Annotated in this window: 20 protein-coding genes and 1 tRNA gene; 11 read left to right on the forward strand and 10 right to left on the reverse strand. The window is 72.0% G+C overall.

The features are described from left to right. Positions 1 to 6: 6 nt before the first annotated feature. The gene (locus N553_RS23700) at positions 7 to 2,079 is read right to left on the reverse strand and encodes a M3 family metallopeptidase (RefSeq protein WP_034623454.1); all 2,073 of its coding nucleotides are present in this window, start codon (positions 2,077 to 2,079) and stop codon (positions 7 to 9) included. Between the two features lie 74 nt (positions 2,080 to 2,153). After that, a complete protein-coding gene (gene ald / locus N553_RS0118880; RefSeq protein ID WP_028047823.1) occupies positions 2,154 to 3,260 on the reverse strand; it encodes an alanine dehydrogenase in 1,107 nt (368 codons plus the stop codon). A 101-nt stretch (positions 3,261 to 3,361) separates the two neighbouring features. Here ald and N553_RS0118885 point away from each other — a divergent pair, with 101 nt between their 5' ends. Continuing rightward, complete coding sequence (locus tag N553_RS0118885; protein ID WP_051640366.1) at positions 3,362 to 3,886, forward strand: Lrp/AsnC family transcriptional regulator; 525 nt, start codon at positions 3,362 to 3,364, stop codon at positions 3,884 to 3,886. A gap of 168 nt (positions 3,887 to 4,054) precedes the next feature. Here the strand turns inward: N553_RS0118885 and N553_RS23705 are convergent, their stop codons facing one another. Further along, positions 4,055 to 4,957 (reverse strand): aminoglycoside phosphotransferase family protein, encoded by a 903-nt coding sequence (locus tag N553_RS23705; RefSeq protein ID WP_034623456.1) that lies wholly within the window; start codon positions 4,955 to 4,957, stop codon positions 4,055 to 4,057. 131 nt (positions 4,958 to 5,088) lie between these two features. Between N553_RS23705 and N553_RS23710 the strand changes: the two genes are divergently transcribed. The 6 genes from N553_RS23710 to N553_RS24505 all read left to right on the forward strand — a co-directional run bounded on the left by N553_RS23710 (position 5,089) and on the right by N553_RS24505 (position 10,087). Next, positions 5,089 to 6,000, forward strand: a complete 912-nt coding sequence (locus tag N553_RS23710; RefSeq protein WP_051640367.1) for a matrixin family metalloprotease — start codon at positions 5,089 to 5,091, stop codon at positions 5,998 to 6,000. A 48-nt stretch (positions 6,001 to 6,048) separates the two neighbouring features. Beyond that, positions 6,049 to 6,750 (forward strand): alpha/beta fold hydrolase, encoded by a 702-nt coding sequence (locus tag N553_RS23715; protein ID WP_231505324.1) that lies wholly within the window; start codon positions 6,049 to 6,051, stop codon positions 6,748 to 6,750. A 48-nt stretch (positions 6,751 to 6,798) separates the two neighbouring features. Then, positions 6,799 to 8,133: a DNA polymerase IV gene (locus tag N553_RS23720; protein ID WP_051640368.1), complete on the forward strand. Its 1,335-nt coding sequence runs from the start codon at positions 6,799 to 6,801 to the stop codon at positions 8,131 to 8,133. A 128-nt stretch (positions 8,134 to 8,261) separates the two neighbouring features. Further along, positions 8,262 to 8,627 carry a cupin domain-containing protein gene (locus tag N553_RS0118910; protein ID WP_028047825.1) on the forward strand — a complete coding sequence of 122 codons (366 nt, stop codon included), beginning with the start codon at positions 8,262 to 8,264 and terminating at the stop codon, positions 8,625 to 8,627. A gap of 77 nt (positions 8,628 to 8,704) precedes the next feature. Next, on the forward strand, positions 8,705 to 9,319 hold the full coding sequence (locus N553_RS0118915; protein WP_028047826.1) for a dihydrofolate reductase family protein: 615 nt from the start codon (positions 8,705 to 8,707) through the stop codon (positions 9,317 to 9,319). A 60-nt stretch (positions 9,320 to 9,379) separates the two neighbouring features. After that, entirely contained in the window at positions 9,380 to 10,087 is a 708-nt protein-coding gene (locus N553_RS24505; protein ID WP_028047827.1) for a peptidoglycan-binding protein, read from the forward strand. Between the two features lie 149 nt (positions 10,088 to 10,236). Here the strand turns inward: N553_RS24505 and N553_RS0118925 are convergent, their stop codons facing one another. The 3 genes from N553_RS0118925 to N553_RS0118935 form a co-directional block, all read right to left on the reverse strand. Continuing rightward, positions 10,237 to 10,725 (reverse strand): flavodoxin domain-containing protein, encoded by a 489-nt coding sequence (locus N553_RS0118925; RefSeq protein WP_028047828.1) that lies wholly within the window; start codon positions 10,723 to 10,725, stop codon positions 10,237 to 10,239. 125 nt (positions 10,726 to 10,850) lie between these two features. Beyond that, positions 10,851 to 11,177: a hypothetical protein gene (locus N553_RS25490; protein ID WP_028047829.1), complete on the reverse strand. Its 327-nt coding sequence runs from the start codon at positions 11,175 to 11,177 to the stop codon at positions 10,851 to 10,853. 586 nt (positions 11,178 to 11,763) lie between these two features. Further along, the gene (locus N553_RS0118935) at positions 11,764 to 12,372 is read right to left on the reverse strand and encodes a hypothetical protein (RefSeq protein ID WP_028047830.1); all 609 of its coding nucleotides are present in this window, start codon (positions 12,370 to 12,372) and stop codon (positions 11,764 to 11,766) included. 97 nt (positions 12,373 to 12,469) lie between these two features. Here N553_RS0118935 and N553_RS0118940 point away from each other — a divergent pair, with 97 nt between their 5' ends. From N553_RS0118940 to N553_RS0118950, 3 genes are read left to right on the forward strand one after another with little or no spacing between them, the layout of a single operon-like run. Beyond that, positions 12,470 to 12,769, forward strand: coding sequence for a hypothetical protein (locus tag N553_RS0118940; protein ID WP_156043910.1), 300 nt, complete (start codon positions 12,470 to 12,472; stop codon positions 12,767 to 12,769). After that, complete coding sequence (locus N553_RS0118945; RefSeq protein ID WP_028047832.1) at positions 12,766 to 14,475, forward strand: TNT domain-containing protein; 1,710 nt, start codon at positions 12,766 to 12,768, stop codon at positions 14,473 to 14,475. Before N553_RS0118940 ends, N553_RS0118945 begins: the two co-directional genes overlap by 4 nt. Continuing rightward, positions 14,472 to 14,981: a hypothetical protein gene (locus N553_RS0118950; protein ID WP_028047833.1), complete on the forward strand. Its 510-nt coding sequence runs from the start codon at positions 14,472 to 14,474 to the stop codon at positions 14,979 to 14,981. Before N553_RS0118945 ends, N553_RS0118950 begins: the two co-directional genes overlap by 4 nt. A gap of 566 nt (positions 14,982 to 15,547) precedes the next feature. On the opposite strand, the gene N553_RS0118955 is transcribed toward N553_RS0118950, so the two are convergent. Continuing rightward, positions 15,548 to 15,630 (reverse strand) — tRNA-Leu (locus N553_RS0118955). Between the two features lie 140 nt (positions 15,631 to 15,770). On the opposite strand from N553_RS0118955, the gene N553_RS0118960 reads away from it, so the two are divergent. Next, positions 15,771 to 16,991, forward strand: coding sequence for an AI-2E family transporter (locus tag N553_RS0118960; protein ID WP_028047834.1), 1,221 nt, complete (start codon positions 15,771 to 15,773; stop codon positions 16,989 to 16,991). 4 nt (positions 16,992 to 16,995) lie between these two features. Here N553_RS0118960 and N553_RS0118965 read toward each other — a convergent pair whose 3' ends face one another. Genes N553_RS0118965 through N553_RS0118975 form a run of 3 tightly spaced genes read right to left on the reverse strand, consistent with a single transcriptional unit; the run spans position 16,996 to position 23,253 of the window. Further along, complete coding sequence (locus N553_RS0118965; protein WP_051640369.1) at positions 16,996 to 20,658, reverse strand: error-prone DNA polymerase; 3,663 nt, start codon at positions 20,656 to 20,658, stop codon at positions 16,996 to 16,998. Then, positions 20,651 to 22,477, reverse strand: coding sequence for a DNA polymerase Y family protein (locus tag N553_RS0118970; protein WP_028047836.1), 1,827 nt, complete (start codon positions 22,475 to 22,477; stop codon positions 20,651 to 20,653). The genes N553_RS0118965 and N553_RS0118970 overlap by 8 nt, the downstream gene beginning before the upstream one ends. After that, the gene (locus tag N553_RS0118975; protein WP_028047837.1) at positions 22,474 to 23,253 is read right to left on the reverse strand and encodes a hypothetical protein; all 780 of its coding nucleotides are present in this window, start codon (positions 23,251 to 23,253) and stop codon (positions 22,474 to 22,476) included. Before N553_RS0118975 ends, N553_RS0118970 begins: the two co-directional genes overlap by 4 nt. Positions 23,254 to 23,299 lie beyond the last annotated feature (46 nt).

A 23,299-nucleotide genomic window follows, 5' to 3' on the forward strand; every position in this document is an offset into this window, starting at 1 on the left:
GGGCCGTCAGGATGCCGTGGTGGCCGTCAGACCCCGCCGCACGAGCAGCGGCTCGATGATCGGGTCACGGCCACGCAGGTCGCGGAACGCCTCCATCGAGTCGACCGAACCCCCGCGCGAGAGCAGCTTCGTGCGGAACGTGTCGCCGTTCTCCCGCCGCAGGCCGCCGTTCTCGCGGAACCACTCGACCGTGTCCGCGTCCAGCACCTCCGACCAGATGTAGGAGTAGTAGCCGGCCGAGTAGCCGCCTCCGAAGATGTGGTTGAAGTAGCTCGTCCGGTACCGGGGCGGCACCGGCGTGAAGGCGACGCCCGCCTTCTCCAGCGCGGCCGCCTCGAACGCCTCGACCTGCGTGACATCGGTGGGGACCTCGTCGGGCGAGAGCCGGTACCAGGCCTGGTCGAGCAGCGCGGCAGCCAGGTACTCGGTCGTCGCGAAGCCCTCACCGTCCTGACGGGCGGCCAGGAGCGTGTCGACCCATGCGCTCGGCATGGGCTCGCCGGTCTCGTGGTGCAACGCGAACGCGCGCACGATCGAGGGCTCCCACGCCCAGATCTCGTTGACCTGGGACGGGTACTCCACGAAGTCCCGAGGCACCTCGGTGCCGGACTGGGACGGCCACCGCACCGCCGAGAACAGCCCGTGGAGGGCATGACCGAACTCGTGGAAGAGCGTGATCACGTTGTCCCAGGTCAGCAGCGTGGGCTCACCTGAGGGTGGCTTCGGGATGTTGAGGTTGTTCACCACGACCGCCGGCTCACCCAGGAGAGCGGACTGGTCGACGAGGTTGTTCATCCAGGCTCCGCCGCGCTTCGACTCCCTGGTCCAGAAGTCACCGAGGAACAGGCCGGTCCCGGTGCCGTCCTCGTCGAACACCTCGAACACCCGGACGTCCGGGTGGTAGCCCACCAGGTCGTGCCGCTCGGCGAACGTCACGCCGTACAGGTGGTTCGCGGCCCGGAACACCCCGTCGGCGAGCACCCGCTCGAGCTCCAGGTACGGCCGCAGCTGGTCCTCGCTCAGCGACCGCTTCTCCTTCTTGACCCGCTCGGCGTAGAACGCCCAGTCCCACGGCTCGAGGGTTGCGCCCGGGTGGTCACCCTCCAGGGCGGCAGCCAGCTCCGCCGCCTCGACCTTCGCGTTGGCGACAGCGGCAGGGGCGAGCTTCTCGAGGATGTCTGCCACGGCCTCGGCCGTCTTGGCCGTGGCGTCGGCGGCCACGTACTCCGCGTGGTGCGCGTACCCGAGCAGCTGCGCACGTTCGGCTCGCTTGCGGGCGAGGCCGAGCAGCGTCGCCCGTGTGTCGTGCGCGTCGCCTGCGGCACCACGGCCGATCGACGCGCGGAACACCCGCTCGCGCACGGCCCGGTCGGTCAGGGACGTGAGCGGCGCCTGCTGCGTCGGCAGCTCCAGCTCGATCAGCCAGCCGTCCTCGTGGCCACGGTCCCGGGCCGCCTTGGCAGCCGCGTCCCGCGCGTCCTCGGGGAGCCCGTCGAGCTCGCGCTCGTGCGTCACCAGGACGGCCGCGGCATTCGTGGCGGCGAGCAGGTCCCGACCGAATGCCGTCTCGAGCGAGTTGATCTCGGCGTTCAGGACGCGCAGGCGGTTCTGGGAGGGCTCGTCGAGACCCACACCCGACCGGACGAACTGGATGTACGTGCGCTCGAGAAGCCACGCGGTGTCGGGCTCGAGGTCCTTCGCCGACGCCTTGAGGGCCTCGATGCGGGCGAACAGCCGCGGGTCCAGGTAGATCGCGTCGTGGTGCGCGGCGAGCAGCGGGGCGATCTCCTCCTCGATCGCGTCGAGGCCGGGCGAGGAGTCCGAGCTGGACTGGTTGAAGAACGAGACCGCCGCACGATGCAGCAACCGGCCCGAGCACTCGAGCGCTGCCAGCGTGTTCTCGACCGTCGGGTCGTCCGGGTCGGACGCGATCGACTCGATCTCGGCGCGCTGCTCGGCCATGCCGGCGAGCAGCGCCGGACGGTAGTGCTCCTCACGGATTCGTGCATGGTCCGGCAGGCCGTACGGCAGCGTCGGCGGGGTCGCGAAAGGGTTGTCAGCGGCGAGATCGGTCGTCATGTCCTCATCATGTCCGACGTCGGAAGGGCGCTCCTCCCTGTTTCCGGTCCGTCGCCGTGCCGGCCGACTCGACGTCAGCGCGAGGCGAGGGCCTCCTCGTAGCCGTGCGCCTGCGCGACCGCGCTGTTGCGGAGCCTGCCCGCGTGCGTCGTCAGGCCCCTGCCGAGCGACGGCAGCGCAGCTGTCGCCGCATCCCAGCCGAGGTCCGCGAGCGCGGCGAGGTAGGGAAGCGTCGCGTTGGTGAGGGCACGGGTCGACGTCACGGGAACCGCGCCGGGCATGTTCGCGACGCAGTAGAAGACCGATCCGTGCACACGGAAGGTCGGGTCGTCGTGGGTGGTCGCCCGGGTGTCCTCGAAGCAGCCGCCCTGGTCCACGGCGACGTCGACGAGCACGGATCCCGGCTTCATCCGCGAGACGAGCTCGTTGGTGACGAGTCTCGGCGCCCGGGCACCGGTCACCAGGACGGCGCCGATCACCAGGTCGGCGTCCAGGACCTCGCGCTCGACGGCGTACGCGCTCGACGCCACGGTCCGCACGCGTCCGCCGAACGCCGCATCGGTCTCCCTGAGGCGCGGCAAGGACAGGTCGAGGACAGACACGTCCGCCCGCATGCCCACGGCGATCTCCGCGGCGTGACGCCCCACGGTCCCGGCTCCGAGCACGACGACCTTGGCAGCGTCCACGCCCGGCACCCCGCCGAGCAGGATCCCCGAACCGCCTTCGTTCTTCATCAGGTGGTACGCGCCGACCTGGGTGGACAAGCGGCCCGCGACCTCGCTCATCGGCGCCAGGAGCGGCAGAGACCCGTCGGGCAGCTGGACCGTCTCGTAGGCGATCGACGTGGTTCCGGCCGCGAGCAGCGCGTCCGTGCACGGACGGTCGGCCGCGAGGTGCAGGTAGGTGAACAGGAGCAGGTCGTCGCGCAGGTACCCGTACTCCGAGGCCACCGGCTCCTTGACCTTGCAGACGAGGTCCGAGCGACCCCACACCTCCGCCGCCTCGCCCACGACCGAGGCTCCGGCCGCGACGAAGTCGTCGTCGCTGATCGCGGAGCCGACCCCCGCTCCGGCCTGGACGAGGACCTCATGACCCGATCCGACGAGGTGGTGCACGCCCGCAGGCGTGATGGCCACGCGGTACTCGCGGTTCTTGACCTCGCTGGGGATTCCGACCTTCATCGCGGTGACGCTCCGTCCGGGTGCGTGTGGTGTCGCCGACAGTCTGAACTTCCTGTGTTACATGCGGGCGCGTTCAGCGCATCATTCGGTAGATTCGCCCGATGTCCGCAACCGATTCTACGTCGAGCCCTTTGGCCGACACGGGCCGAACGACATTCGGTGCCGGCACCGCACTCGACGATATCGACCGCGACATCCTGCGTGAGCTCGAGCGCGACGGTCGGATCTCCAACAAGGACCTCGCCACCCTCGTCGGCGTCGCACCGTCGACGTGCCACGCCCGCGTCCGGGCGCTGCGGGAGTCTGGCGTGCTGCGCGGCTTCCACGCCCAGGTGGACCCCGAGGCCGTCGGTCGGGGCCTGCAGGCGATGATCGCGGTCCGGCTGCAGGCCGCCGCCCGGTCACGGCTGTCCGAGGTCGCCCACCGCCTCGCGCAGCGCCCGGAGGTGCGCGACGTCTACCTGCTCGCCGGCGTCGACGACGTGCTCGTGCACGTGGCGGTGCGCGACTCCCCGGAGCTGCGCCGGTTCGTCCTCGAGCACCTGAGCACCCGCCCCGAGGTCGCACACACCCAGACGAGTCTCGTGTTCGAGCACGTACACGCTCCCGGCACGGCTGCCCTGTGACCCGGCTCGGCACCCTTGCCCACGCTCGGTGCCCTGCTCACGCTCGGTGCCCTGCCCACGCTCGACCGTCCCGGCCGGCCCGGCAAGTAGCACCAGGCTCGGCGCCCGCTTGCCGTGGAGCAGCTGACGACCCGGGTACCGGCGGAGTGGGTCACGGACGAGGACGCGTCATCCGAGGAGAGCGGCCACTCTCGCCCAGGTCCGCGCACGGTCCAGCCCGTCACGCGCGCCGGCCTCGTCGTCGAGCACGTCCCACCGCCACATCGCGGACTCCGTGGCCCGCGCCCTCCCCCACGCCGCGACACGACGCGGGTCGAGGCCCAGCAGGTCGGCGACGAGGCATACGCGCCGAGTGAGCACCGAGTCGTCGTACCTGAACGGGTCGTCGACCTGCTCCAGCAGCGGCCACAGGTCGTACGCGGGGTCCCCGCGCATCGGCTTCGGGTCGATCGCGAGCCACCGGTCCGCGCCCACCCGCAGGATGTTGCCCGGGTTGAGGTCGCCGTGCACGACCACCCCGGGGTCCGGCGCGGGCAGTGTCCGCAGCAGAGCGGCGGCAGCGCGGACATCGACACCGTGCAGGGCTCCACGGTGCTCCAGGACGTCGGCCCAGGCAGCACAGACCTCCGCCATCGGCGGGACCATCAGCGCCGCTGCGCCGGGCGCCTCGTACAGGCGCCGGGCGACGAGCGCTCCGGCCTCGAGCTGCTCCGCCGGGGTTCCGCTCAGAGGCGTCCCGGGAACCACGCGCTCGAGCAGGAGCGCCCAGTCGTCGGCGTCGTGGTCCAGCAGTGCCGGAGCACCTCCCCCGTCCCATGCCCCCAGCGCGGCCGCCTCGTGGCGCGCCTCGTCGTGAGGGAACGCGATCTTGAGCACCACATCTCGGCCGCGGCCGTCGCGCGCAGGCGCTGCCCAGCCCGACGCCCCGTCCTCGAACGGGTGATCCAGGACCAGGCCCCACCGTTGCACCGAACGGGTGACGAGCTCCGGCAGCCTGGACAGCCAGACCGCACCCTCCGAGGTGCGCCCGACGCCGTCCCGCACGGTCGCAGGGACGTGAAGGGCCGGCACCGGTCGAGGGTACCGACCCCGATCTCGCGGCCTGTGCGCGCTCGCGACGAGTTCCGACCGTGTGCGATCCTTCGCGGACCGGTGCGCTCGACGCAGAGTCGTGCCGGTCACGAAGGAGCAGGAGGCACGCGGTGAGCGGTGGAGACCCGCACGGGTTCGATCCGTGGGTGGACGCGCAGGGGAACGGGCGGCTGACCTCGTTGGTCCCCCGCCCTAGGTCACCGCTGGAGGACGAGTTCGGGATCCGGTTCCTCGGACCGCCCGTGCACGTGCGCCGCGGCCCCCGCCGAGGACTCGTGCTCGCCATGGCGTTCCTCGTCGCCGTCTCGGCGATGATCATCGGACGCTGGTGGGCGATCGGTCACGACTCCGTACCGCCGGCAGGGTACGAGGAGGCGGCGACACCGCTGGGCAGTCCCTCGTACGAGACGCTCGCGGCGACCGGGAACCACGCGTTCGCCGCCATGCAACCGGACGGAAGTGGACCGGTCGCGTGGAGCCCGTGCCGGCCGATCCACTTCGTCGTCCGGCAGGACGGCGCACCCCCGAACGGCGACCAGCTCGTCACGACGGCCATCGCGCGGATCTCGGCCGCGACCGGGCTGGTGTTCGTCGACGACGGAGCCACGCAGGAGGCGCCGAGCACCGACCGCGCGGCGTACCAGCCCGACCTGTACGGCAAGCGCTGGGCGCCAGTGCTCGTCGCGTGGTCGACACCCGAGGAGACGCCCGAGCTCGCAGGCGACACGATCGGGATCGGCGGCTCCGCACCCGTCACCCAGACCGGGCAGTCCGTCTACGTCACGGGCTCGGTGACGCTGGATGCTCCGGGCATGTCCGAGCTGCTCGCCACGCCGAACGGCGTGAACAGCACGATCGGGGTGATCACCCACGAGTTCGCCCACGTCGTCGGTCTCGACCACGTCGACGACCCCACCCAGCTCATGAACCCGCGCGCGTCGGCGGCGATCTCGACCCTCCAGCAGGGTGACCTCGCCGGACTTGCGGTGCTCAGCCTAGGAGCCTGCGCGCCCCACCTGTGACGCTCTCTCACGAAACTCCCAGGGGAGCCGATTACCCTCGTAGAGGCCGTGAACGTCCCACCGGCCACCCGAGGTCAGGAGCAAGCCATCCACCGTCGCCCGATCGTCTTCGTCCACGGCACACGGACGTCGTCGGCCATCTGGCGACGACAGGTCGACGCGCTCGAGCGCTCCGGGCACCGCACCATCGCCATCGACCTGCCCGGGCACGGCTCCCGCTCGAGCGAACGGTTCAGCCTCCCCGGGGCGATCGCCGCCATCGACGGTGCCGTCGAGAGCTGCTCCGAGCCGCCGCTGCTGGTCGGCCTGTCGCTCGGCGGGTACGCGAGCCTGGCGTACACGCGTGAGCACGAGGCAAAGCTCGCCGGCGTCGTCCTCGCGGGATGCTCCACCGAGATCAAGGGCAAGCCCGTCAGCGCCTACCGCCGGGTCGCCCACGTCGTCGCCCGCACCCTGCGCCCCGAGGGTGGCACCTGGCACGTCGTCACCGACATGCTCAGGTCGCTGGCCGGCTACTCCCCCTTGGAGGACCTGCGGAGCACGGCCGTACCCGTCTGGCTCGTCAACGGCAGCCGGGATCCCCTGCGCCTCGACGAGCGCCGGTACCTTGAGGCACGTCCGGGCGCCCAGCTGACCGTCGTCCCGCGCGCCGGGCACGACGTGAACGCGCACGCGCCCGTCGCGTTCAACCGCGTCCTGCTCAACGCCCTGCACGAGCTCAAGCCACGCGACTCGCTCGCCGTCGCCTGACACCGGACCGCTTCCCGGCAGGTCCCCCGCAGCGGGCAGAGTAGGGCCGTGATCGACCGCCAGCGCACCCGCGCGACCGTGCTGCACGCCGACGCGGACTCGTTCTTCGCCGCCGTCGAGCAGCGCGACAAGCCGTCGCTGCGCGGCAAGCCGGTCCTCGTCGGGGGAACAGGTCCGCGCGGTGTCGTCTCGACCGCGTCGTACGAGGCACGGCAAGCGGGTGCACGTTCCGCGATGCCGATGAGCCGCGCCCGCCGGCTGGCCCCGGCGGCGGCCGTGCTGTTCCCACGCTTCGAGGCGTACAGCGCGTACTCGCGGGCGATCATGACCGAGCTCGCGACGCTGTCACCGCTGGTCGAGCAGCTGAGCATCGACGAGGCGTTCGTCGACCTCGAGGAGGGTCCGTTCGCCGACGACCCGACGACGGCCGCGTCTGCGGTCCGCGCCCGGATCCGCACCCTGACGGGGTTGGCCGTCTCCGTCGGGATCGGCAGGACGAAGCTCGTCGCCAAGCTGGCCTCCGACGCCGCCAAGCCGGACGGCCTGCTGCTGGTCGAGCCGGCCGACGAGGACGCCTTCTTGCTGCCCCTCCCCGTGCGAGCGGTGCCCGGCATCGGACCGGCGACGGCGGCGGCCCTCGAACGGCTCGACGCGCGCACGGTCGCCGACCTGCGGCGGCAGCCTCTCGACATGCTGACCATGACGGTTGGCGAGTCGTCCGGCACGAACCTCTACCGGCTCGCCCGGGGGATCGACCCACGCCCCGTCTCGCCCGGCGCCGAACGCAAGTCGGTGGGCGCGGAGCGGACGTTCGCCGCGGACATCTTCGGGCACGACGCCATCAGCGCAGCCGTGGACGCCGTGACGGACGAGGCACTGCGCCGGCTGACGTCGCATGGCGGGGGCGCTCGGACCATCGTCGCCAAGGTCCGGTTCGCCGACTTCACCACCCTCACGCGCTCGGTCACGCTCGCGCAGCCGTCGGCGGACCCTGCCGAGCTGCGGGCCGCGGCGCACCGGGCCGCCATCGCCGCCGGGCTGACCGACTCGGTGCGCCTGCTGGGGGTCTCGTTCCACAACCTCTCTGCGCACGCACAGTTGACGTTGCCGTGGGACGCTCCCGACGAGGTCACCCCAGAGCCGCTGGACCTCCCGGCAGAGGACCCGACGCAGTCCCGCCCGCTGACGGAGGACAACGCACGACCCGGCCTCGACATCGAGCACCCGACGTTCGGTCGCGGCTGGGTCGTGCACGTGCGAGGCCGGGAGGCGACCGTCCGTTTCGAGTCGGTCGGCACCCCGCCGGCCCGCTCCCGCGTGCTCGACCTGGACGCCGACCCGATCCTGCTCGTCCCGCCGCTCGTCGCGCTCGAGCCCTTCTAGGCCCCGCGTCGGACGGCGGGACGGCCCGTCAGGCGCCCGCCCCGCAGGAGACGGCCAGTGCGACATCTCGGGCAGGTTTCGCGTCGTCGCTGCGGTCGTTCGCCCGGGACGCGCCCTAGTCTCGAGCGATGACGACCGTGCGCAACATCGGGGCCGCCCTCGACACCATCACGCACCCCTGGCAGCCCCATCTGCTCGCGAGGGTCAACGACTACGACGTCAAGGTGGTCAAGCTCGACGGCGAGTTCGTCTGGCACAGCCACCCCGACACAGACGAGCTGTTCCTCGTCGTGTCCGGGCGGTTGACCATCCAGCTGCGCGACGGTGACGTGGAGCTCGGCCCGCAGGACGTGTACGTCGTCCCCAAGGGAGTCGAGCACTGCCCCCGGGCGGACGGCGAGGTGTGCGCACTGCTCGTCGAACCGGCCGGGACGGTGAACACTGGTGACGCGGGTGGCGCCCGGACCACCGTGCTGCGCGAGCTCGAGCACTGAACGACGCCAGACCCGTTCGCTCGTCGACGCGGTCCGGCCGACCCGACAGCTGAGCTCCGACGACCACAGGAGGACCGATGGCGACGATCGTGTCGACGCTCTTCATCTCGCTCGACGGCGTCGTCGAGATCGACCCGGCATGGCACTTCCCCTACTTCGACGCGTCCATGGGCGCCGCCGTGGGCGACGACTACGCCGACGTCGACATCCTGCTGCTCGGACGCGTGACCTACGACAGCTTCGCGGGCGCGTGGCCGCTCCGCGAGGCTGCCGGCGGAGACGACGCGACGTATGCGGCGCAGCTGGGTGACACCCGCAAGATCGTCGTGACGCGAGGGAGCCAGGACCTCGGCTGGCGGAACGCGGAGCGGGTCGACGGCGACCTGGTCGCGGCTGTGACCGCTCTGCGCGCCGACCCGAACCTCGGCAAGGTCCTCGTCCCCGGGTCGATCTCCGTCGTCCGTCAGCTCCTCGCGGCCGGGCTGCTCGACGAGCTGCGACTCCTGGTCCACCCGGTCGCGGCACGGCACGGCGAGCGGCTCTTCGACGAGGGCGAGCCGATCTACCCGCTGACGCTGCTGCGCTCCGAGGCCTTCCCTACCGGGGTCGTGCGTCTGATCTACGCGCCGAGCGAGCTGCCCAGCGCGGCCGGGTACGAGGACGTCACCGACAAGGTGCCAGGGAACGAGTGACCTCTCGTCCTCGGCGGCGAGGACGGCCGACCACGACGCACCGTCCACGCAGGGGGATCGATGGGACTCGGACCGCAGGTCGGAACCGTCAACGCGCTCGTGACGTTCGCCCGCTGGTGCCAGCGGAACGGACTGAGCGTGGGAGAGATGTACGGCTTCGGACCCGTGCACAGTGGTCACGTCGACGGCAGCTGGCACCTCGACAGCCAGGGCGGCTTCGGGAAGGCCGCCGACATCAACCAGCCCGCCGGCGGGCAGACCGAACGCAACGCTCTCGCGGCGGCCTCCGACGTCGCCGTGCAGCTCGGGCTCGGCGCCATCTACGCGCGGTTCGGCACTGACGGCCCGAGCGCGCAGCACACGACGCACCTGCACGTCGATGTGGGCGGGTACACCAACCTCGGCGACGGAGAGCGGGCGGTCCCCGGCGGCGGTGACGTGGTCACCGAGCAGATCCAGCGAGCCGTGCACGCGGTGCCGGACCAGATCTGGGGTGCCGACACCGACCAGCGCATCGAGGCGGTACGCGCGGCGAGCCGCTACGCCGGACACACGTTCCCGTGGGGCGTCGCGTACACCCAGTCGGTGATCGGCACGACGCCTGACGGAACCTGGGGCCCGAGGAGTGCAGCCGCGCACGACGCGTCCGTGAGAGCGATCCAGGGGGCGCTGCGCTCGCGAGGTCTGTACTCGGGTGCCGTCGACGGCATCTGGGGACCCGGCACGGAAGCCGGATACCGAGCCGCCCGGGGAATCCGGAAACGCTAGTGACACGTCCGAGGCCAGCAGCCGTCCCGAGCGCTCGGCCCCGGGCTGGTTGAGCGCCGTCACCAGGCGCTCGACTGATCGAGGAGGCTGGGTGCCGGAGAGCCCTGCGACGAACACCGGGCGCGTGCTCGGGATGGCGCGAGGACGCACTACGACGTGAGGTGCGCCTCGAGCATGCCCACCCACCTGGCGATCTGCTCCGCGTCCCGCCAGTCGCCGGCCGAGCTCTTCGCCATGGCAGACGCAGGGAACCCCGTCGCATCGGCGAGCAACCGCCCGCCGAACGTCTGCGTTCCCCGCGCGCCGATCCGGTGTGCCGCAGCACGCACGTGGCCCACCGGTGCGATCTGCTCGGTCGCAGCGGACCCGTCGAGCGGGCCGGTGGCGACGAGCCAGACGGGACGCTGGGACAGCTCGCGCTCGTGGCGGTGGACGAACCGCCGCGCGTCCTTGTGCCACCGCCCGGCATAGAGGGCCCCCACGACGACGACAGCATCGACGTCGGCCACACCGTGGACCTCGGCAGCGGGCCGGACGACAGCCTCATGACCGTGCTCGCGCAGGTCATCGCCGATCATCCGCGCCACACCTTCCGTGCCGCCCCGGGTGGTCCCGTAGGCGACGAGCACGCGCGTCATGATGCCCTCCGCGGTCGAGGCGGCCGCCTCCGTCGGCGGCCGACACGTCGATCGTGGAACCGCGGCGGGTTCTGGACCAGGGCCGGAGGTCCTCTTCCCGACCCTGGTCGCCGCCCTACCAGCCCCTACTGGTCCGTGAACAGGCAGGTGATGACGAACCTGATCGGCTTGTCGAACGTGTAGGTGCGGTCCCCGTCGTTGGAGTCTCCGAGATCGCTGACGAAGTTCGTCTTTCCCGTCCTGATGACGACGAACGCGACCCCGTCCGGCTTGGTGTACGTCTTCGGGCCGTGCCGGTAGGTGACCTTGCTGCAGTCGTACACGCCGCCGTACTCGTACGTCACCGGGTCGGCCGACGGGTCCGGCGGACACGCGAGCCCGGCACTCGCCGAAGCGAGAACCAGTCCCCCGGCAACTCCGAGCGTGGTGAGCGAGCGGCGCAGACGTGCCATGAGATCCCCCTGATGGAAAGCGGCACCGCGGTCGCGGTGTCCGATTTGTCCACGTTAGGGGGCGGGCACGGGTCAGCAGAAGACGCTGAGCGGGCGAGCGGTGATTTCACCCCTGAGCTCGGTCGGCGTGTCCACGTCCTGCCCCATCGGCTGTCGCAACGTGCCTGATCGGCGTTGTGGTTGGGACCCGGTCGATGTCGCGACACCGTGAACGCGGTTGACCGGGCCACGAACCACGAACCCTTGCACCCCTCTGTCCGGGGAGCTGCGAGTCGAACGCCGCCTGGCACACCCGGGGAGGAGGGGCCCGGAAAACGCCCGACACACACAAACGGCTCCGACCCGGCGTTTCCGCGGGTCAGAGCCGATGTGTTCGCTGTCTCAACGAGTGTCCGGAGGGGGACTTGGCCGTGTGCGACACGAACGACCGCGATCCCCCTTGACCGCTGACACCTTGACCGACCCACGCGGACGTCGAGCCACGGTTCCTCCCATCGTCCACCGACTGCGATCCGGTGTCCCGACCATGGGCGGCGGAGCCTAAGCCTCGGGCGCCGCCGACGCGGCCGATCGTGCCTGGCCCCCCTCAGGAGCGCTCGGCCTCGGTCCGCAGGCTGGCAGCGAACGCCAGCAAGGCGTCGTCCATCGTCGGCGCGTGCTCGAGCGCGCTCGTCGTGCCGGTGAGCACCGCGAGCCAGATCGAGCCCGGAACGGGCGCCGCGATCTGCGACGTCACCCACTCGGCGCCCGCCGGGCCGTCCTGCAGACTCCTCGCGACGACGCCCGGCCCGAGGCCGGTCTCGACGGGCTGGCCGCCCGGCACGACCAGCCGGGCGAGGTCGAGGTCCGCGAGCACCGGCGCGGTGCGGAGCCACGTGAGCGTCACCGCGCTGACGGCCGGCTCGGCCCCGGGCTCGATCTCGTCGGCACGGCCGACGTGCAGCAGCGTCACGACGGCCCCGACCGATGCGCTCACCCGCGCCACCGAGGTCAGCACCGACCCGAGGCCCCGCCGGCGTCGGGTGTCGAGCTCCGCCCACAGCGGGGTGCGGGCGACGAGCGCGAACAGGTCGTCGCGCAGCGAGGGTGTGTCGCCCCGCAGGGTCTCCCAGCCAGGCGGGGCGGCAGCCGTGAACGCGAATGGTGGGCGGGCCGGTTCACCGGGTCGTCGGGTCGCTGCCTGGCTGTGGTCCACGACGTGCGACCCTAGCGGCCGTGCCGGCAGTCCGGGCGGCTGCGGTAGCGTTCCGCCAGACCGCGGCACGGCGGGGAGGTCGGTGAGAGGGGCGTCGGTGGCGGACCCTGTGGCGCGGGCGCAGGACCGAGTCGACGACCTCCGGGCCCTCCTCCGGGACTTCCGCTCGCGGCGGGCGCTGGCGCCGTCGCTCGACAGGCCCGCCGGCGCGGTGGGCGCGAGCGGCACCTGGACGGGAACGGCCGCCGAACGCCTGCATCGTGACGAGCTCGCGCCGGCCTCGCAGTCCATCCCCCGCGCCATCGAGCGCGCGGAGCGGGCCATAGCGGACGAGCTGAGTCGCGCCGAGCGCGCGCTCGGGAGAGCCGAGTCGGACGCGCGCGAGACGTCAGCATGACGCGCATCGTCGAAATCGACCCCGACGCGCTCGCCCAGGTGCGCCGCGACGTGGCCTCCACCCGAGACGCGGTGGAGGACCTCGGCTCGTTCAGGTGGCGGATGTCGAACCTCGGTGTCCCGACGGGAGCGCTGCACGAGGCCCTCGCCTCGTCCAGCCGGCTCGGCTCGAACGTGCTCCCTGTCCTCGACACCCACGTGCGGCGCGCCCAGGACCTCGCAGCCCTGCGCTACGGCGGCGCGTTCGGCGCGGCGATCCCGGTCGTCGACGACTTCCCCGACGTATTCACTCCCCCGTCCCCCTTCACCCAGACCGGCCTTTCCGACGGCTCCACCCTGCTGACGTGGACCGCCGCACCGGGCGAGGAGCAGGAGGCCGACAAGAAGGAGACGGAGAAGTCCCGCGGGATCGGCGGCTGGTTCTCCGACCGCTGGGACGACGTGTCCGACGCGGTTTCCGACGGCGCAGACTGGGTCGCGGACACGGCCGCCGACGCCTGGGACGAAGTCACCGACGCCGGCGCCGCGATCGCCGACTGGTGGGAGTCGGTCACCGCCGACCTGGGCGGGTGGATCGACGAGAACCTCGCCGACCTGCGCGAGTTCATCGGCAAGCACGTCGGGGTCTTCCGCTTCCTCGCGTCGGCGTGCCGCGTGATCGGCTGGGTCGTCGTGGCGATCGGAGCCGTGCTCACGATCGCCCTGACGATCATCGGGGCGATGGGCGGCGCCGGCATCGGGGCTGTCTTCGGGTTCGGCGTCGGCGCCGTCCCCGCGGGCGGGGCGGGCGCCGCGGCAGGAGCCTCGTTCGGCCTGAAGATCCTCGGCGTCGGCTTCGCGCTGGTGTCGGTCGGCGACTTCCTCGACGTGGCCGCCGACTGGGGCGAGGGCAAGATCGACGGCCAGGACCTCGTCAAGCAGGGCTCGCTGGAGCTCGTCTTTGCCATCACCTCGTTGGCCGGCGCAGGCGTGATCGGCAAGATCGGCCAGAAGGTCATCAAGCACCTGCCCGCGTCGTGGCGGCGGCCCCTCGACGACTTCATCCGTGGGCTCTTCACCAAGCACCGCGACCCTCTCGACGAGCCGCAGCGGCTCGACCCCCTGCGCAACGGCAACCCGTCGGGCACCGGGTGGACGCGCGGCTCGGACTACGGGCCGGACCCGCAGTACGGCCTGCCACGCACGCCGTCATCACCGCTGAACGCCGACAACCCTCTTCCGAGCACGCTGGGCGACGGCCTCGAGGGCGTCGGCGGCTCGCTCGACGACCTGTGGGGCACCAACCCGGCAACGGGCAAGCCGTTCACGCAGAGCGAGTGGATGGACCGGTTCTCGGACGGTGGCGGGGATATTCGCTGGCCCCCGAACGGAGGCGCCGTGCCGGGCTCGCGGGTGCTTTACAGCGACCCCGAGGAGTTCGTGTCGGTCTACGGTAACCAGCTGGACCGTGTCGGCGGGGAGGGTGGCGGCTTCCTGGGCATCCCGCCCGACGTGCCGTTCGCCCAGCGCTCGCTGCCGCCCACGACGCTCGACGACCCGCTGCACCAGTACGCGTTCACCGGCAAGCTGCCATCGGGCGTGACCATCGAGGTGTCCGAGATCGCGCCGGCGTTCGGCCGTCCGGGCGGAGGGATCCAGGTGAGGTTCATGGAAGGCACGAAGTCGTTGACGGTGAAGCAGCTGCGCGAGCTGGGCGTGCTGCGATGACGGCGCGGCTGGACCCCCGCGTCGCAGAACTAGCGCGCGAGAGCGGGCGCTGGGTTCGCGAGCAGGAGGACGGGTTCGCGATCGGCCGGAAGGAGGTGCACGTGGTCGTCACCGACGTCGAAGGAACGCTGACCGTCGAGGCCTTCGAGCGCGGCGCGTCCAACGGCGTCGAGCTCGTCACCGAGGACGACGACGTGCTGCAGCGCTTCCTGGTGACCTGGCTCCTCGACGGCTGGCGCTCGACCCACGGTTTCGGGCTCCTGCCGACGTCCGGCGCCCGGGAGGCGCCCGGGTACGAGGTGGTCGACGACGGGAACCCGCTCGCCCTCGACAGCCGGATCCGCCGGCGCTCCGACGGCGCGATCGTGGCGCACGGGCTGCTCGGCATGGACGCCCAGGCCCTCGTCGTCACTCTCCCGCACTCGCTCGACGACGTCCTGGCGGCCGCCCGTGACCGTGCCGGCGCTCCGGTGTGGGCCAAGGCACGACGCTGGCCGCGTCGTTGACGGCGAGGTCCGACGAGCGACCTCGTCGTCTGGGCGATGTCGAGCCCGGGGTCGCGGCGCAGGATCTCCGCCGACGCGTTCGCCCGGGCGCCCCGCTCACCCTCGTCGCTACGTCAGAGCCGTTCGAGTACCCGCACCCGGACTGGGGCGACCGTATCCGCATGGTCGGCGCACTGAGCTGGGAGCCACCGGCGAGCTCGCCCGCGTGGCTCGATGAGATCGTCGGGCCCGTCCTGCTGGTCACGCGTCGTGCGTCATGCCGTTCGGTCGAAACCAGTTCGAGGTGGCCGCTCGGGTCGCCCATGCACGCGCCGGCGTCAGGATCGCGCTGCGACGGCTCACGCCCGAGTCCCTACGCGACGCGGTCAGGCGAGCGAGGACCATGATTCGGTCGCCGCTTCCGTCTCCGCTGGGTACCGAACCGCGTCCTGACCTCGTCGTTCGCAACTGCGTGAACGTCCGTCGGTGCACGCCGAGAGCTGTAGGTGTTTCAGGACTCGAGACGAAGAATGCCCCCGGTCCGCGTCTCCGCAGATCAGGGGCACTTTCGTCGCTGTCTCAACGAGTGTCCGGAGGGGGACTTGAACCCCCACGCCCTTTCGGGCACTAGCACCTCAAGCTAGCGCGTCTGCCATTCCGCCACCCGGACAGGTGGACCGTGAGACACCCGGAGGCGCCCTCAGGTGCGGCAGAAAAGATAGCACGGCGCGGCTGGCAGGCACGCATCGGTCGCCCGGTGCAGACTGTGCGCGAGGTAGCGACAGGGCGCCGACGACCCATAGGAGCCTGATGACAGACCTGATCCAGCCGCCCGGGCGCGTACCTGGTCCGGCCGCGCGCAAGGTCGCGGGCGCCCGACGCAACCCGAGCGTGTACGGGAACGAGCAGACCGCACCGCGCTGGTTGCGGAACTCGGCAGGCGTGTCATGGCGACTCCTGGTCGTCCTCGCGATGGTCTACGTGGTCGTCTTCGTGCTGGCGAAGGTCCAGCTGCTGTTCATCGCGCTGTTCATCGCGTTCGTGTTCACCGCGGTCCTGCGCCCGATCGTCGACTTCCTGTCGAGGTTCCTCCCCCGAGGTCTGTCGACCGCCCTGGCGATCTTCGGTGGCTTCTTCGTCTTCATCGGGCTGCTCGCGTACGTGGCCTACTCGGTGGCGGGACAGTGGACCGACCTCACGAAGCAGTTCGGCGACGGTCTGAACGAGATCACCGACTTCCTGGAGAGCGGCACGCTGCCGTTCACCATCACGGCCGACCAGATCGCCGAGTGGATCAGCAACGGTCAGGCGTGGGTGCAGGACCACGCAGGTGACCTGGCCGGGCAGGCGGCCGCGGGAGCCGGCTCGGTGATCGAGGTGTTCACAGCCCTCGCCCTGGCGATCTTCTGCACGGTGTTCTTCCTGGCGCGGGGCCTGGACATGTGGACGTGGTTCCTCAACCAGCTCCCGACCCGCGTCCGAGGTACGTGGAAGACGGCCGCAGGAGCGGGCTGGTACACGTTCTCGGGGTACACGCGGGGCACGGTGTTCATCGCCCTCACCGACGGTCTGCTGGCGTTCATCCTGCTGCTGGTCCTGCACGTACCGCTGGCAGCGCCCCTGGCCGTCCTCGTGGTCATCGGCGCGTTCATCCCCCTGATCGGCGCCCCGCTCGCGATGGTCATCGCAGCGATCGTCGCCCTGGCCGCGAACGGGTTCTGGTCGGCCGTGTTCGTCACCGTCGGCATCGCCGGCATCGGACAGCTCGAGGGGCACATCTTCCAGCCGTTCATCATGGGCCGGCAGGTGCGGCTCCACCCGGTCGTCATCGCCCTGTCGGTCACGGCCGGAACGCTGACGGCGGGGATCCTCGGCGCGGTGATCGCCGTTCCCCTGGTCGCGGTGTGCTGGGCGATCTTCTCCCGGCTGCGCACCCTGGACCCACCCATGGAGCCGGAGGACGAGGACGAGGACGAGCCGTCGGACGCCGACGAGCTGATCGAGAGCGGCGAACCGGTCACCGACGCCTGAGCGGTCACTGGAAGTCGCGTGAGCTCGTCCGGACGCGCAGCGACATGGGCACCAGGTGCTCCGCGACCAGGTTGGTCGCCCCGTCGGAACGCTCCAGCCGCCCCCGCACCACCAGTGCGCGGGACGTGCGCGCCACCTTGCGGAACCGTTGCCACAGACCTGCCGAGCAGATGATGTTGAGCAACCCCGTCTCGTCCTCCAGCGACAGGAACGTGATGCCTCCGGCCGTCCCAGGCCGCTGCCTGTGCGTGACGACGCCTGCGACGGCAACCCGCCGGCCGAGCTCGTGCGTGTACGCCTGCTCCACCCGCAGGACACCGGCGGCGTCCAGCCCGTCGCGCACGAACTGCGTCGGGTAGGAGTCGACGGACACCCCTGTCGCCCAGACGTCCGCGGTGGCGACCTCGACGTCGCTCAGACCCGGCAGCGTCGGCGCGCTCACTCCGACCGACACCCCGGGCAGCGTGTCCGGCCCCTCCTGCGCCAGCGCACCCGCCGCCCACAGGGCCTCCCGCCGCGTGACCCCCAGGCTGTCGAGCGCCCCGGACGTTGCCAACGCCTCGAGCTGCGCGGTCGAGAGCTGGACGCGACGGACGAGCTGGCGCAGGTCGGCGAACGGGCCATGCGCCCGGCGTTCGTCGACCACGCGCTGCGCGACGTCCTCCCCCACCGACCGCACCGACGAGAGCCCGAGCCGGACCGCGAGCGACCTCGGACGGTCCGACCCGGCACCGGTGCGCACCCCCGGCGCGGTGACCGGTCCTGTACCGCTGGGGGTGGGAGCCAGGAGCGGCTCCCCACCGGGTGGCGTGGGCGCCAGGCGCTCGACGCACGCCTGGACGTCCGAGAGCTGGATGTCCGGCCGGAGCACCTCCAGGCCGTGCCGACGCGCATCGGCGGCGAGCGACTGCGGCGAGTAGAACCCCATCGGCTGCGCCGCGAGGAGCCCCGCGTAGAACGCAGCCGGGTGGTACACCTTCAGCCACGCGCTGGCGTAGACGAGGAACGCGAACGAGTACGCGTGCGACTCAGGGAACCCGAAGTCCGCGAACGCCTTGAGCTTGTCGAAGATCTGCTGACCGGTGTCGGCGTCGATCCCGTGCCCGGCCATCCCCTGGAGCAACCGCCCTCTGAGCGCCTCCATCCGCTCGGTCGACCGCTTGGACCCCATGGCACGACGCAGCTGGTCCGCCTCGGCCGGCGTGAAGTCCGCGACGTCGATGGCCATCTGCATGAGCTGCTCCTGGAACAGCGGGACACCCTTGGTCTTGGCCAGCGACTTCTCGAGCAGCGGGTGCAGGTACGTGACCGGCTGCCTGCCGTGCGCGCGCTCGATGTACGGGTGCACCGAGCCGCCCTGGATGGGGCCGGGCCGGATGAGGGCGACCTCGATGACGATGTCGTAGAACGTGCGCGGCTGCAGCCGCGGCAGCGTGCCCATCTGAGCGCGCGACTCCACCTGGAACACCCCCACCGTGTCGGCCGCGCTGAGCAGGTCGTACACCCGGACGTCCTCTGCAGGCAGCCCGTGCAGGTCGAGCTCCTTGCCCTCGTGCTCCTTCACGGACGTGAACCCGATGCGCAGTGCCGTGAGCATCCCGAGCCCCAGCAGGTCGAACTTCACCAGCCCGGCGTCCGCACAGTCCTCCTTGTCCCACTGCAGGACCGTGCGTCCCGGCATCCTCGCCCACTCGACGGGGCACACCTCGATCACCGGTCGGTCGCACATGACCATGCCGCCCGAGTGGATGCCCAGGTGCCGCGGGAGGCGCAGGAACCGGTCCGCCAGGTCGATGACCTGCTCGGGGATCTCGTCCAGGTCGCTCGCCGACGGCGGCAGGACCGCGGGGACCACGTCGTGCCCGTCCGCGGTGGCCAGCCCGGGCGTCTCCACCCCCTTCGGAGCCCGCAGGACGGAGGGTGGCTCCCACGTGTTGCCCCACATCGAGGCACGCGTGCGCCACCGCTCCTCGCGCGCGGTGACGACGGTGCCCGGTTGCTCGGGAAGCAGCCCGGTGTGGCCGACGTGCGGCCGGACGGACCGCACCGGCGCAGAGGGTGGACCGACGGCCTGCGCCCGGGTGCTCGTGTGGGGCCGTTCCGGTGGGACCGGCGACGGTTCGGCAGGCGGACGCAGGCTCCCCCAGCGCTCGATCGACGACGCCCACGCGTCCTGCTGACCGGCGTCGTACCCGAGTGCACGGGCGGCGTCCCGGACAGCGGACCGCGGTCGGTAGGAGATGACGTTGGCCACCTGCGCGGCATGCGACCGGCCGTGCTTCTCGTAGACGTACTGGATGACCTCTTCCCGGCGTGCGGACTCGATGTCCACGTCGATGTCCGGTGGACCGTCGCGCTCCGGGGCGAGGAACCGCTCGAACAGCAGACCGTGCCGCACCGCGTCGACCGCGGTCACTCGCAGCGCGTAGCAGACCGCCGAGTTGGCCGCCGAACCTCGGCCCTGAGCCATGATCCCGTTGCGGCGGCAGAAGTCCACCAGGTCGTAGACCACCAGGAAGTAGCCAGGGAACCCGAGGTCCTCGATCACCTGCAGCTCGTGAGCAAGCTGCGCGTACGCGCCGGGCACACGCTCCTCCTCCGGAGGTCCGTACAGCTCGAGAGCCCCCCGTCGTACCAGCTCGCGCAGCCACGTCGCCTCGGTGTGCCCGGGAGGAACCGGGTAGGGCGGCAGGTTCGGCGCGACGAGCGACAGGTCGAACGCGCACTCGTCGGCAAGGTCCGCCGCGGTACCGACCGCTGAGGGGTGCCGGCGGTGCAGCGCGAGCATCTCCGCGGGCGATCGCAGGTGCGCGCCCGGTCCCCCGGGAAGCCAGCCGTCCAGGTCCTCCAGCGACGACCGTGCGCGGACGGCTGCGAGCGCAGAGGCCAGATCGGCGTCGCTCGGGGTGGCGTAGTGGACGTTGCCGGTTGCGACGAGCGGGAGGCCGGCCGAGGCCGCGAGGTAGGCGAGGGCGTCGGCGCGCTCGGCGTCGTACGGGTCCCCGGCCGCTGTCGTCTCGACCGCCACGTTGTCCCGTCCGAACAGGGCGACGAGCCGGTCCAGCTCCTTGCGTGCGGCGTCGACGCCCGAGGCGCTGACGCCGGCGACCCCAGACGGGTCTCCGCCGGCGAGTGCTCGCCGGACCGATCCCTTGCGACATCCCGTGAGTACCAGCCACTGCCCCGCGGCCGCCTCGGCGAGCTCCTCGAGCCGGTAGTCGGCCGCACCCTTCTTTCCGGTGCGCAGGTGAGCCTCCGCGATCGCGCGGGACAGTGCGCGGTACCCGTCGGCGCCCCGCGCGAGCACCAGCAGGTGTGACGCACGTGGGTCCGGTACACCGGTCGGCAGATCCAGCACCGGCGGCCCCGGGGTAAGCCGGGTCTCCCTCGGGTGGCGACGACCGTCCGGTGCCGGCAGGTGCAGCTCGGCACCGAACACCGTGGGCAGCCCGACCGCCCGGGCGGCCTGCGCGAACCGGACCACGCCGTAGAGCCCGTCGTGGTCGGTGACCGCGAGCGCCCGCAGACCGAGCCTGGATGCCTCGGCTGCCAGCTCCTCGGGTTGGCTCGCCCCGTCCAGGAAGCTGAACGCCGAGTGCGCGTGGAGCTCGGCGTAGCGCAGCGACGCACTCCCGTGCTGCGTCTTCTCGGCCTTCGGGTCAGTCATACGTCGCCTCGCACGTCCACCCCGTCGCCGTGCAGGCCAGGAGCACGGCACGACCGTCATCGAACGTCACCTGCAGGTGCGCGCGCAGCCCTGGGCGGTCGTCTGTCCACCACCGTTCGCTCAGCAGCCACGGCCCAGCCCACCCGACGACGGACCGCACCTCGTCACCGGCCGCCTGGGCGACGTTGCGCCGACGCTGGCGCACCTTCCGACCTCCGACGGAGTACCCGTCCGCGCGCACACCACGACCGGAGGCACTCTCGAGACCCTCGTCGTCCTCCCGCGGTAGCCAGCGCACCCATGCGGGCTCCCCGGTCGTCCCCGTGCGCACGTCGAGCTGCACGGGCATCCCCAGGGCATCGCGGACCTCGACGCGCTCGGGCGGATCGAGCACCGTCGCCGGTGCGGGGTCGGGCAGGCGCCCCGGCCAGGGTCGGTCCAACGGTCGCGCCGGCTCGGTCTGCTCACCCCACGACCGCAGGTGCACCTGGTCGCGGACGTCACGACCTCCCTGCAACGTCGCCACGAGGATCCCTGCACCACCGACGATCCCCTGCACCCTGTCGAGGGCTCGGTGGGCACGAAGGTCACCACCTGACGGTCCGCCCCAGAGCCGCCCTTGCTCGGCACCCGCCGGAGCGACGTCCAGGGCGCTGACCGCGAGGTGCACGAGCGTGACGGGACGCGAGTCGTCGGGCCACGGGTCCACGGGCAGGTCGTCGTGCGCCCATGGGTCCTTGCCCGAGGCGACGGCGGCCCGAGCACCTGCGGAGCGTGCGCGTGCCGCCGGGTCGTCCAGGGAACGCCCGCGTGCTGTCTCGACCGCGGTCGTGGCCAGCCAGCCCTCCAGCTGCCAGCGGATCCGGTCGGTGATGCGTGCGGGCGTCAGGCCGCCCCAGCCGCCGAGGTCGGTGCGCCAGGTCCTGACCAGGTCCTCGCCCTCGTCGGTGCGCGCGGCGATCTGCAGGCGTCCGCAGGTCACGGAGTGCTGCACCAGCAGCTCGTGCAGCTCCTCGGCCAGCCGCCGACCGGCGAAGGTCGCCGAGTCGACCCGGTCGAGCGGAGGGTCGAGCTCCGTGGACACCTCGAGGTCCGCCTCAGGACGACGCCGGGCGGGAGGCCGCTCGTCGTCGCCGCGCGCGAGCAGCTGCGCCCAGGCACCCAGGCGACCGAACCGGGCGTGCACGTCTGTGGGCGGCAGAGCAGCGAGCTGCCCGAGGGTGCGCAGCCCGAGCCGGTGCAGCAGGTCCACCAGGTCCGCGACCGCGGCCGCCGCCTCGTCGGTGACCGCAGCGTGCACCAGCTCGGTGACACCGTGCCGGGCGAGGTAGGCGGGCGACCCACCGGACGGCACCACGGACCCCGATCGGGTGGCCAGGACCGCGGCGAGCAGCCCGTCGGCCGTGCCGACCGCACACTCGTGCCCCGACCTGGTGGCGACCGCGTCGACCAGCAGCTCCGCGAGCACCTCCTCGGACCCGTGGTACCGGCTCGCGCCACCCGCGGGCAGCAGGAGCATCCCTGCGCGCACCACCTCGATGCCCGCCACGACGGTCTCCGCGGCGGCAGCGACAGGCTCGAACATGCGCACGTCGCGAGTGTCGTCGGCGGGCAGCAGGACCAGCTCGGGGCAGACCCCTTGCGCCTGCCGACGCCGCATCCCCCGCCGCACACCCTCGGCTCGTGCCACGGCGGACACTGCGGTGAGCCGCTGCCCGTCGTGGACCGCCGTGGGCAGGTGAGCGGGCACACCGTCGGTGGCAGCCGCGGCCACCACCGGCCAGTCAGGGACCCACAGCACCGTGGTCCGCGTACTCATCCGACGAGCCTCAGTCCCGTCAGCGGTGCGGTGGGGGCGGCGACCGGTTCAGCACCCAAGGGCAGGGTCAGGTCGAGCGACTGCGGCACAGCGGCGCTTCCCCGGCCGGTGCGCGCGACCCGGATCTCGTGGGTCCGCAGCCGTCCCTCGCCCGAGTCCACCCCGGTCCACCGTCCATGCTGCACCGTGAGCACCACACCGGCACCGGACCAGTCGGCGGTGGACAGCAGCACGGAACCCCGGTCGCGCGCACGCGCGGACAGACGCCTACGGTCGGCGTCGGTGAGCGCGACCTGCGGTCCGACGATCACCACGTCCACCCCGTCGAGCAGCGCCGCGATCACGGTCGGCGACTCGAGCCCGGGCCGCGGCACCACGGCCAGCCGGTCCAGCGACACCCCCGCCTGCGCCGCGGCGAGCAGCCCGATGGTGGGCTGCCCGACCACAGCGGCCCACGCCCCACCGGCACACGCGTGCGCGAGCATGGTGAGCACGAGCGAGGTGGAGCCGCTCACGACGGTCGTCGCGCCACGGCGCAGCCCCTCCGGCAGGAGCGGGACGAGCGCCGGAGGCACCGCCATGGGTGGCCGTTCGGTGGTGAGGATCCCGGCGGTGACGACCGGATCCGCCTCGGCGGGTACCAGCGCCACGACGGGAGCCTCAGGCCGGTCACCGATCGGCAGCACGCTGCGTGCGCCGGTCCGTTCCTCGGCGCGCGCGAGGGCCGCGCGAGCAAGCCTGACCCGGTCCTCGCGGCTCAGAGTTCCGGCGGTCATGCGCACCTCCCTCGTCACGATGCAGTTGGCGATCCAGTTGGCCATG

Origin of the sequence: Cellulomonas sp. URHE0023 (assembly GCF_000688475.1) — a bacterium.
Taxonomy (GTDB): domain Bacteria; phylum Actinomycetota; class Actinomycetes; order Actinomycetales; family Cellulomonadaceae; genus Cellulomonas.